At 59.9% G+C, this 10,887-nt stretch carries 10 protein-coding genes; 7 read left to right on the top strand and 3 right to left on the bottom strand.

The window, feature by feature from the left end:
* Positions 1-70: 70 nt before the first annotated feature.
* Positions 71-286: a hypothetical protein gene (locus G5S37_RS32150; protein WP_165211224.1), complete on the top strand. Its 216-nt coding sequence runs from the start codon at positions 71-73 to the stop codon at positions 284-286.
* On the top strand, positions 270-671 hold the full coding sequence (locus tag G5S37_RS32145; protein WP_165211221.1) for a PIN domain-containing protein: 402 nt from the start codon (positions 270-272) through the stop codon (positions 669-671). The genes G5S37_RS32150 and G5S37_RS32145 overlap by 17 nt, the downstream gene beginning before the upstream one ends.
* Before the next feature lie 6 nt (positions 672-677).
* Here the strand turns inward: G5S37_RS32145 and G5S37_RS32140 are convergent, their stop codons facing one another.
* Positions 678-1,106 (bottom strand): YkgJ family cysteine cluster protein, encoded by a 429-nt coding sequence (locus G5S37_RS32140; protein WP_165211218.1) that lies wholly within the window; start codon positions 1,104-1,106, stop codon positions 678-680.
* Between the two features lie 182 nt (positions 1,107-1,288).
* Between G5S37_RS32140 and G5S37_RS32135 the strand changes: the two genes are divergently transcribed.
* Positions 1,289-3,016, top strand: coding sequence for a hypothetical protein (locus G5S37_RS32135; RefSeq protein ID WP_165211215.1), 1,728 nt, complete (start codon positions 1,289-1,291; stop codon positions 3,014-3,016).
* 141 nt (positions 3,017-3,157) lie between these two features.
* Here G5S37_RS32135 and G5S37_RS32130 read toward each other — a convergent pair whose 3' ends face one another.
* Positions 3,158-4,288: a glutathionylspermidine synthase family protein gene (locus G5S37_RS32130; RefSeq protein ID WP_165211212.1), complete on the bottom strand. Its 1,131-nt coding sequence runs from the start codon at positions 4,286-4,288 to the stop codon at positions 3,158-3,160.
* Positions 4,289-4,420: 132 nt separating this feature from the next.
* Positions 4,421-4,708: a hypothetical protein gene (locus tag G5S37_RS32125; RefSeq protein ID WP_165211209.1), complete on the bottom strand. Its 288-nt coding sequence runs from the start codon at positions 4,706-4,708 to the stop codon at positions 4,421-4,423.
* 862 nt (positions 4,709-5,570) lie between these two features.
* Here G5S37_RS32125 and G5S37_RS32120 point away from each other — a divergent pair.
* The 4 genes from G5S37_RS32120 (at position 5,571) to dnaK (ending at position 10,794) form a co-directional block, all read left to right on the top strand.
* On the top strand, positions 5,571-6,521 hold the full coding sequence (locus G5S37_RS32120; protein WP_165211206.1) for a UbiA family prenyltransferase: 951 nt from the start codon (positions 5,571-5,573) through the stop codon (positions 6,519-6,521).
* 193 nt (positions 6,522-6,714) lie between these two features.
* Positions 6,715-7,431, top strand: a complete 717-nt coding sequence (locus G5S37_RS32115) for a hypothetical protein (RefSeq protein ID WP_165211203.1) — start codon at positions 6,715-6,717, stop codon at positions 7,429-7,431.
* 155 nt (positions 7,432-7,586) lie between these two features.
* Positions 7,587-8,138 carry a porin family protein gene (locus tag G5S37_RS32110; RefSeq protein ID WP_165211200.1) on the top strand — a complete coding sequence of 184 codons (552 nt, stop codon included), beginning with the start codon at positions 7,587-7,589 and terminating at the stop codon, positions 8,136-8,138.
* A 685-nt stretch (positions 8,139-8,823) separates the two neighbouring features.
* Positions 8,824-10,794 (top strand): molecular chaperone DnaK, encoded by a 1,971-nt coding sequence (gene dnaK / locus G5S37_RS32105; RefSeq protein ID WP_165211197.1) that lies wholly within the window; start codon positions 8,824-8,826, stop codon positions 10,792-10,794.
* Positions 10,795-10,887: the final 93 nt, after the last annotated feature.

Genomic DNA, 10,887 nt, shown 5'->3' with positions numbered 1-10,887 from the left:
AAAACTGAGCGCAAATCGCCAAATCTTCCGATTACTTGAGAAAATTAGCCGCAGCGCTAAACTACCAGCGATGCCTCCGGAGGCCGCCATTCTTGAAGAGCTTCGCCGTATGCCAACGGACCAGTTGGAGCAGACGGCCTTGTTCATCGACAAGCTTGTAACCGAGCGACATGAGCGCCGGAACGCGATGCTTGATTCCACTGCCGGAAGCCTTGCAGGAGAGGAAGGGAAGGCGCTGGAGGAGGCGCTCAAGGATTGCGAACACATCGATGAAGACACCTGGTAGCCTGGCGCTCGATAGCAGCGTCATCGTTCAGCATTTGCGCGCCAGGAATCCTTCTCTGACCGCCCAACTCAAGGCTGCGGCTGAGCTTTACCTTCCCCTGACTGCGCTGGGCGAAATGCTCTACGGCATTCGCAAGTCAGGAAATGATCCCAGGGCGGTTCAGCAATGGTCGGAATTCAGCAAGAATGTGGTTCTCTTGCCCAGCGACGAAGCTACGGCGAGCGCCTATGCCGAATTGAAAGCTCATCTCGCGGCCATGGGGAAACTCATTCCGGAGAATGACATCTGGATAACCGCGTCGGCTAAGAGCCACGATTTGCCGCTCCTGTGCAGCGATGCCCACTTTGACTACTTGAAAGAAGTCATGTCGGTCATTCAGGTCTGACCTGCATCACATTTCCTCCAACGCATCCTCGACCGCGCCCTGGATGGGCCTTGGGCCGTCTCCTTTGAGCTGTTCATCCACGACTTCCAGGCGCCGGATGAGGTCTGCCACGTGTTTGCGCGGGTAGGGACCACCGGCGGCATCACAGAAATGCGTGCGGCAGCCGAAGGGACGGTGTGCATAGATCATGCACCGGCCATTTTTCCCCAGCAAGGGGCAGGCGCCGTCCTCGCGGTCCGGGAGTTTCTTGCGCCCGCTGGCCCGCACACCGATGGCGGCGTACATGGCCTCGCCCTTGGTGAGCATCGGCGTCCGGCCCGTGAGGCGGAACTGGCAGCACTCCGTGCTCATGGCGCAGCTCCGCTCCAGCGGACGGTCTGCCACCGCTTTGTAGATGGCGGCCATTTCCTGGCGATGTTCGGGGCTGAGGGACATGAGCGGAGCGGAGCAAAAGGGAACGAGTAATGTGAATGCCCGGGCCCTGGAATTCAACACCGAGTCGCAGAGGCACGGAGACACAGACCGGATGGGCTATATAGTTAGTTGATTTTCTGGCTGTGGCAAAAGTGTTGCACGGGGCCGCTTGCAGTTTCCCGGGCCGTTCGGTGATAAAAGCCATGCACCTCTTCCTCATCGACGCCATCGGCCCCTTCTTTCGCGGGGACGAGCGGCGCACGATCAACTGGTCGAAGATCTCCTTCTCCCACCTGAAAATGGAAGGGGGCGAAAGCGCGGTGCAGTGGGGGCAGATTCGGAAGGACCTTGATACCTTCTGTGCGAAGGCGGTGGACATGGGGTTCAACGCCGTGTCGCTGGATGATGTGACGCATCTCGCGGATCACACCTGGTATGAGCTGGACATGCGGGCCCGCATTGCCAAATGGCGCGCGGAGTTCCGCAAGTGTTTCGAGGTGGTGCGCGGACATGGACTGCAGATCTACCTGACCATGGATGTCTTCAGCGCCACGCCCTCTGTGCGTGAGCAGCTGGTGCGCCTACGGCGATCCATTGAGGATTTCCTGAGCGAGCTGCTGGACGGATTCCTGACCGACTTTCCTGAAGTGTCCGGCGTGATTCTGCGCATCGGCGAATCCGACGGGCGCGATGTGGTGGATGACTTTCGCAGCGAGCTGTACCTGAAGCATCCCCGGCAGGTGAATCGCTTCCTGAAAACACTCCTGCCTGTCTTCGAGAAGCATTCGCGAAAGCTCATCTTCCGTACCTGGACCGTGGGAGCCTATCGCATCGGCGATCTCATGTGGCATCGCGGCACCTTCACCTCGGTGTTGAAGGGCGTGGAGGACAGTGAGGCGCTCATCGTCTCCATGAAATACGGCGAGTCGGATTTCTTCCGATACCTGCCGCTGAACAAGAATTTCTTCCGCACGCGCGTGGCGAAGATCATCGAGCTGCAGACGCGGCGCGAGTATGAAGGCTGTGGAGAATATCCAAGCTTCACCGGGTGGGAATACGAACGCTATGCGCGCGAGCTGGAGCAGGCGGAGAATATGGTGGGCCTGATGGTGTGGTGCCAGACCGGTGGCTGGGTACCCTTCCGCCGGCTGGCCCTGCTCGAAGACAGCGCCGTATGGACGGACCTGAATACCTTCGTGACCATCCGCGTCTTCCAGAAGCAGCAACTCGTGGAAGAGGCCGTCCGGGAGTTTGCCGAGATGAAGGGACTGCCGAACTGGCGCTCACTGCTGGAACTGCTGCGCTTCTCCGATGATGTCATCCGAGAGCTGCTCTATGTGGAGGAGTTTGCCCGGCAGAAACTCTTCTTCCGCAGGGTCCGCATTCCCCCAATGCTCCAGGTGTACTGGAACAACATCTTCATCAGTCACAGTGTGAAGAAGGTGCTGATGTACTTCGTGCAGGACAAGGAAGGCTGCCTGCGCGCCGCCACACTTTCACTGCAGAAGCTGGACCAGATGCGTGAACTCGCCGTCGAGTGCGGCATGCCCGTGGAGGACATCGAGTACATGCGGGATACCTTTGGCATCCTAGCCCTGGCGCGTGAGTACTACTTCCGCACGTTCGATGCAGAGATCGAGCAGCGGCTGCGCACCGCGAAGAAAGCCTACAAGGCCAAGTACCCCAAAGGTGGTCCGCGCAGCCGCTACCGCGTGAAGATGCATTTCGAACCCTTCTGGCTGAAGGCGCGTTATCTCGGCTGGGCCCTGAAGATTCTCATGCGCCGCCGCCGTGGCTATCGCGTGGTGGATCGCATCGTCACCCTACATGCACTCTCCATGATTTTCCGCGTCATCTCCAAGCGCAGGCCGCACTGGATTCCCGCGTTCGCCAAGGAGAGTGCGATGGGGGTGGATACGGTGTTTCGGTGAGTGATGCTTGTCCCTCAAGGAGTGGGGGCATTCCTGCCTCATTTCAGCGCGATGCATTCCGATAGCGCGGAAACGCCGGCCGGAGGCCAGCGCTCCCAGGGCCGCTGGTGCTAGGTTCGCCCATAAGCAATAGATAGTTCCTCACCCCATCACATGCGGTACGAAGCGGCTGCCGTTGTCGGTGACGCGGCGTTCGCTTTCGCGGATGCCGAGGCCGGCGGATTCGCCGTTCACGAGCCAGCTTCCGAGCATGGGGTAGCCACCGCCGAAGTTCGGCAGGTCATAGAGCTGCTGGAAGACGGTGCCCTGGGCAGAGTAACTGCCGCCGGTTTCATCCAGCACGTTGCCATCGCGCACGAGCAACACGTTCGCGCCTTCGCGGGAGAAGAAGGGCTTGCGGGCGTACGACTTCAGGTCGCGGGGCTCGCCTATATAGCAGGGCAGCAGGTTGGGATGATCGGGGAACATCTCCCAGAGCAGCGCGAGCAGGGCCTTGCTGCTGGCGAGCAGTTTCCACGCGGGTTCGATCCAGGTCACATTGGTCTGCGTGGTCTTGGGGCCGAACTCATCGTGGATCATCCAGTCCCAAGGATAGAGCTTGAAGATGGAACTGATGACTTCGCCTTCACGGTCGATGAACTTCTTGCGGGTAGAGCACCAACCGATTTCTTCCACGGGAATTTCCGAGGTCTTGATGCCCGCCTGCAGGGCGAGGTCACGCACATAGGTGAGCGTCATGTAGTCCTCCGCGGACTCGAAGCAGCAGGTGAAGTGCAGCTCCTTCGTGATGGAAGGACGCAGCTTCTCCCACTGCGCGATGAAACGTTCATGGATGGAGTTCCACTGGTCGGTGCCGATGCGCGTATCCTTGTGCCACTCCCACTGCACCACGCTGGCCTCCAGCAATGAGGTGGGCGTGTCGGCGTTGAACTCGATGAGTTTCGCCGGACCTTTGCCATCATAGGCAAGGTCGAAGCGGCCGTAGATGCTGGGAGCCTTGCGACGCCAGGAATCCTCCACCATGGGCACGAGCCATGCGGGCACGCCGAGCTCCGGTAGCACGCGTTTTTCAATCGCGAGTGCAATGGCCTGCTCATACATGCCGGCGAGTTCGTTCGTGGCGGACTCCAGCGCGTCCACCTCCGAGGGAGAGAAGGTGTAAAAAGCGCTCTCGTCCCAGTAGGTGGCGTCGTTGATGGTGTGAAACACCAGCCCGATTTCTTCGACCTTGGTGCGCCAGTCGCGGCGGGGAGGAATGGAAGTGCGTTTCATGAATGGTGAATGATGAAGTGGATGCGAAATGAAGTGTGTTGAATTGAGATGCGGAGGCGTGGACCACCCGTACCGGCCAGCGCAGGGTTGCGCCGACCGGTGGGAGTGAGCGGGTAATGCCTGGAGCGCGTGTTATGAAGCCGCGCTGCCGGAGTGGCCGAAGCCACCGCGCGATACGGAGCTGTGGCTGCTCGTGCTGCTCTTAGTGCTGCCGCCACCCGTTGAGGTGTGGCCGTAATAGGAGCTGCCGCCCCCGCCTGTCCGGGCTGAGGACGAATTGTTATCGTCATCCTCATCTTCCTTTTGCGTGGAGTCCTTGGAAACGGATACCGGGTTGCGGTTGTAGGTTTTCTCCTGTCCGCAGGACGCGAGCAAGAGAGCGGCGGCCACGGTGGTGGTGATGGTGAGTGTCTTTTTCATAGGTGAGTGGATGAATGGATGGAATTAATTGGAGTGTGGTCGTCGGCTGTGGACGTGGATGGTGAGGCGCCATCGCATGTCATGTCACCGCGCAAGGCCGATGCCGGCGCGGTTGCGAGTGCCCGGAGTTCCGGGAGGCGCGTGCTGTCAGCATGGTCATGCCATGCGCACGCATCTCCTCGATGCTTCGGTGAACTCGCAGCACGAGGGGCTGGGTGACAATGATGCGGACTTATTTCCCGCTAGTGAGGTGCACTGAAATCGCGACGAATAAGAGAGTCAGAAGAGTCATGCTGCTTCTGCGTCGCGATGTCTATCCTACGGCACTTGTATCATATCTTTGTATCTTAGCCGTAGTGTATTTGCGGTCAAGAATAATGCGACGGTGCGCCGACCGATTGTGTGCAAGTGCCTGTGCACGGGGTGATTGGTGGGGGTGGGTTTTTTGGTGCCGACTTCAGGAGAGGTAGCCTGCGAAAGCATCGTGGAAACGAATCGGACTGGAGCCCCTGAGACACCATTGACTCTGCATCTTAACGTCCCTCCACAAAAAGGACGGTAGGGATGCGCTCCTGCGCGTCCCGCTTTAGGTGGGCGGAGGCGGAGCGGAGCAGCGGCACGAAATGGCCTTGCCACGTGGCATCTCCCTCCACCTCCGCCCCCTGTTTACGGACGCGCAGGAGCGCATCCCTACCGCCTCTTAGGTGGAAGGACGTTTGCCTAGAAGAGCGTGGTCCACGGAACTGCTTCGACTGGACATCATAGACCACCGCGAAAGGCTGATACCCCCAGGATCCTGCACGCTGGGGGTTGACTCCGGGGCTGGGACCATTGACTAGCCTTGCCCCCGCCTGTCTGCCTCATGCTCGAATACTTCAAGATCTGCCGCCCGGAACACTGGTTGAAGAACATCTTCATCCTGTTCGGCCATGTCGTGGCGTGGGCGCTGGTGCTGAATTTCCAGTGGGATGCCAGCCTCGTCGGTGTGGCAGTCCTGTCGCTCATTCCCGCGTGCCTCATCGCCTCGGCGAACTACATCCTGAATGAGATTCTGGATGCGCCCTTCGATGCGGTGCATCCCACCAAGCGCCTGCGCGGCATCCCTGCGGGCAAGGTGAAGGTGAAGTACCTCTGGTGGCTGAAGGTCGCGCTGATTGTCGTCGCGTTTCTCCTGTGCTGGTGGTGGAAGTTCAACTGGGCGTACCAGGCCGCGCTGGGACTCCTGCTCTTCAGTGGTCTGGTGTACAACGTGCCTCCGCTGCGTCTCAAAGACCGCGCGTTCATGGATGTCATCGCGGAGTCCTTCAACAATCCCATCCGCCTCTGGCTGGGCTACTACGCGCTGGTGAGTCCACAGCACGTGCCGCCGCTCTCCATCGTGCTGGCGTGGTGGTCGTTTGGCGCGCTGCTCATGACGGGGAAGCGCTACAGCGAGTTCCGCTTCATCGGCGACGTCGAGGTGAGCGGGAAGTATCGCAAATCCTTCCGCGTCTACACGGAGACCTCGCTCATCCTGGCGATGATCACGTATGCGAACCTGTTCTGCTTCTGCACGGGCATCGCGATGGCCGTGTATCCGGTGCTGAACAACCTCGTGCTGGTGTTCCCCATCATCATCGTCGCGGTCATCGCCTACTTCCGCCACGCCATGAAGGAGGAAACGGCGCGTCTCGAGCCCGAGCAGCTCCTGCAGAACCCATGGATCATCTTCTGGACCGTCCTCACCGGCGCCGCCACCATCTGGCTGCTGCTTACGGACACGAACTACGCGCGTGACTGGTTCCACCTCATGCAGCCGGTGACGTGGGGTTGATGGCAGGTGATGTGAGGTTAGTGAACCGAGCTGGGCCGCGCATGGTAGCGGCGGCACCAGATGATCGAGCACCTAGGGGCTGCCCGGATGGCCGGCAGGGAACTTTCTCAGGATTTTTTCAACGCGTACCCCCCCGCCCTGTCAGACCGCAGGACCGGTGACCCCGGGACATCACCCACCCCACATCACCCCCATGAACAATACCAATCCCTACGTGCCTCCCACTCCTGCCCGCTCCTCGGGTGGGCAGAAGGTCCTCGTCGTGCTGTGCGCGCTGGTCGGTATCATCGGCATCGTTGCCTCCGCCACCACGTTTTGGTACTACCACAATTTCCGTGCAGCCCCCTTCAAGCCGGTGAACCTCTCACTCGCTGAACAGGACACGCTGAAGTCGAAGCTTGCCGCACTGGAGTCGGGCAAACTTTCGGAGCTGGATCCTTCCGCTCCTGCGAAGGCGACCCCGCCAGCACACGCGCCTGCACCAGCACCGGCCCCCTCGGATCCGGCGAAGACGATCGTGCTCAGCGAGCGTGAAATCAATGGGTGGCTCGCCAGTCAGCCTGACTGGGCAGACAAGGTGAAGTTCCACATGAACAACGACATGCTGGGAGCCACATTCCTGCTGCCGGTGGATCCCAGTGTGGCGTACATCGGAGGCAAGACGGTCCGCATCAAGGTGGCCTTCAACACCAAGCTGGATGCCGATCACAAGCTGAACTTCAGCCTCGCGGACGTGAGTGTGGGCGGCATTTCCCTGCCGAACGCCTGGCTCGGTGATGCCAAGGGCCTGAACCTCTTTGCCGACAATGGCCCTGGCTCCATCAATTCCGAGTTCCTTCAGCGTTTCGCCGCCGGCATCAAGGATTTCCGGGTCAGCAACGGCGAGCTGCGCATGGTGTTGAACGACTAGACCGACTCCGCATCCCGAGAGTTACAAAATAAAAGAGCCGGGCCAATGAATGGCATATTTTATTAAGAAATCCCGATTTTAAGGATTTTTTAAAAATTTACTTGCCCAGATTTGATTCATGGGTATGGGTGGGCGCGCAATCCTACTCTACACGCATGAAAAAAATCGCATCCCTCATCATGTCGCTGGCTCTCGCGTCCAGCGCTTTCGCAGGACCTGTGAGCTACTCGGGTAAGGGTGGCAAATTCGTCCAGCCGACCGCTCCCGCTCCCGTGGGCTGCGATGCTTTCGGTCCTGGATTCGCTCTCGGCATCTACGGTGGCGGATACCTTCCTGAGAACGACTCCGCTGAAGACGACGCACTTGGCGGCGGTGTGCTCGGCGAGTACTTCTTCAACCAGTACATCGGTATCCAGGGTTCCTATGGCATCTTCGCCACGGACCAGGAACACCACGAATTCGACGGCGCTCTTGTGCTGCGTTACCCCATCACCTCCCTCTGCATCGCTCCTTACGCCATGGCTGGCGGTGGTTTCAGCGTGAACAGCGAGGACAAGGGTAACTACTTCGTGGGTGGCGGTATTGAAGCTCGCTTCGTTGGTGCGAACAACCTGGGTGTCTTCGCTGACGGCGCTTATCACTTCGCGGCTGACGACGGCGACTTCGATTACACCATCGTTCGCCTTGGCGTGAAGTTCCCGTTCTAAGCGAACGCGGACAGCACTCACCAAACACATAACTTTTAAAAAAGAGGAGCGGGAAACCGCTCCTCTTTTTTGTGTTCCCATCACGGGCACTGCTGTAGCGCAACGGTCTTGCCTGCACTTGGCAACGGAATCGTCACCACGGTTCACTTTTAGGGTGGCGCGATGCCGCGATAAAGCGCGCCGGCATCACTCGCATTTCCTGTTCAGTTTCAGTATTAGTGTGTGTGTCTCAAAAGGGGAAGCCCGGTGGACTTGTTCCGCCGGGCTTTCTTTTTGGCAGTTGGCATTGGGAAAGGAGCGAAGCACTGGCAAAGGAGCGTGGACACTCTTGTCCGCCGTTCTGCTGCGTCGCAGCGTATTTCATGTGGAAGCTACTGGCGACGTCTCTGGAGCAGCCAGTGGCATGAGGCCTTGCCTGCCAGGTGACAGAGGGTGGAATGTCAGGGATGGCGGACAAGAGTGTCCGCGCTCCTTTCCCCAGCGTCATGTCGCACATCTGGGCGAAACTGGCGCAGCGCATGTGAGCCATTGGGCAATAATGGCGCATATTTGACGCATTAGAACGACGCGGCGCGGGGTCATTATCTTCATAAATATCTCATAGAAAGCGCTTTATGATGTGAATGCACCTGATGGCACACCTCCTGCCAGATATACGGCGCACATTTCTCACTTTCCCCAAACTATGAGCAAGATTCTCGGCATTGACCTTGGTACCACCAACTCCTGTATGGCTGTCCTCGAAGGCAGCGAGCCTCAGGTGCTGGAGAATTCGGAAGGAGCGCGCACGACACCGTCCGTGGTGGCTTTCACCAAGTCCGGCGAGCGTCTCGTGGGCCAGGCGGCCAAGCGCCAGGCGGTGACCAACCCGCGCAATACCGTTTTCTCCGTGAAGCGTTTGATGGGCCGCAAGTTCGCGGAGCTCACCGACGCAGACAAGCAAGTCCCCTACAAGATCGTTCCTGCTGCCAACGGCGACGCCCACGTGCAAGTGGAAGTCGGCGGCGAAACGAAGACCTACTCGCCGCAGGAAGTCTCCGCGATGATCCTGGCCAAGCTGAAGGCTGACGCCGAAGCCCGCCTCGGCGAAAAGATCACGGAAGCGGTCATCACCGTTCCTGCCTACTTCAACGACTCGCAGCGCAATGCGACGAAGGCCGCGGGTGAAATCGCCGGCCTGAACGTGCGCCGCATCATCAACGAGCCCACGGCCGCCTCCCTGGCCTACGGTCTCGACAGCAAGAAGGACGAGAAGATCGCCGTGTACGACCTTGGTGGTGGTACCTTCGACATCTCCGCGTTGGAAATCGGCGACGGCGTCTTCGAAGTGCTCGCCACGGATGGCGACACGCACCTCGGTGGTGACGACTGGGACAACAAGTTGATCCAGTGGATCATTTCTGAATTCAAGAGCGAGAGCGGCATCGACCTCAGCGGCCAGCCGGATGCGCTTCAGCGCATCAAGGAAGAGGCGGAAAAGGCGAAGATCGCCCTGAGCTCCAGCCAGAGCTACGACATCAGCCTGCCCTTCATCACCGCGGACCAGACCGGCCCGAAGCACATCACCAAGACGCTGACCCGCGCCAAGCTGGAGCAGCTCACGGATGACCTCTTCGAGCGCACGGTGAAGCCGGTGCGTGACTGCCTTGCCGCAGCCAAGCTCGACGCTTCCAAGATTGATGAACTCGTGCTCGTGGGCGGCATGACCCGAATGCCCCGCGTGATCGAAACCGCGCGCAAGCTCGCCGGCAAGGAACCGCACAAGGGCGTGAACCCGGATGAAGTGGTCGCCGTCGGCGCCGCCATCCAGGGTGGTGTGCTCCAGGGCAGCGTGAAGGACGTGCTCCTTCTCGACGTGACCCCGCTCACGCTGGCCATCGAAACGGAAGGCGGCATCGCCACCCCGATGATTCCGCGCAACACGACGATTCCGAAGCGCCACGCCCAGACCTTCTCCACCGCCGCGGACAATCAGCCCGGCGTGGAAATCGTGGTCATCCAGGGCGAGCGCAGCTTCAGCCGTGACAACAAGGTGCTCGGCACCTTCAAGCTGGACGGCATCCCGCCGATGCCCCGTGGCACCGCGCAGATTGAAGTGACCTTCGACCTCGATGCGAACGGCATCCTGCACGTCTCCGCCAAGGAGAAGACGACTGGCAAGGAGAGCAAAATCTCCATTGCCGGCAGCAGCGGCCTGAGCAAGGACGAGATCGAAAAGGCGAAGCAGGAAGCCGAGGCGCACGCCGAGGAAGACCGCAAGCGCAAGGAATCCGTCGAAACCAAGAACGAGGCCGAAACCCTCGTGTACCAGGTGGAGAAGTCCCTCAAGGACCTGGGCGACAAGGTGCCTGCGGACCAGAAGCAGCCGATTCAGGACAAGGTGGACGGCCTCAAGAAGGCCATCGCCGACAATGACACGGATGCCATCAAGACCCGCAAGGACGAGCTGCAGCAGCTCTTCGCAGCGGCCTACCAAGCCATGGCCGGAGCGGCTGGTGGCGCTCCTGACATGGGCGGCGCACCCGGACCGGAAGCCGCCGCCGCCGGTGGCAGCGCTGGCTCCTCCAGCGACGCTGGCAGCAGCAGCAGCAAGGACAAGGGCAACGTGGTCGATGCCGACTTCGAAGTGGTGGACAAGAACGACAACAAGTCCTAAGCCCCAGCCCCGTCTCTTTTCAGTAAATTAGTTTCCCCACAGCCGGCTGCGATGCCGCACTCGCGGTACGCAGCCGGCTGGGTGAACCAAACC

Origin of the sequence: Roseimicrobium sp. ORNL1 (assembly GCF_011044495.1) — a bacterium.
Taxonomy (GTDB): domain Bacteria; phylum Verrucomicrobiota; class Verrucomicrobiia; order Verrucomicrobiales; family Verrucomicrobiaceae; genus Roseimicrobium.
This window is presented reverse-complemented; position numbering and strand designations above follow the sequence as displayed.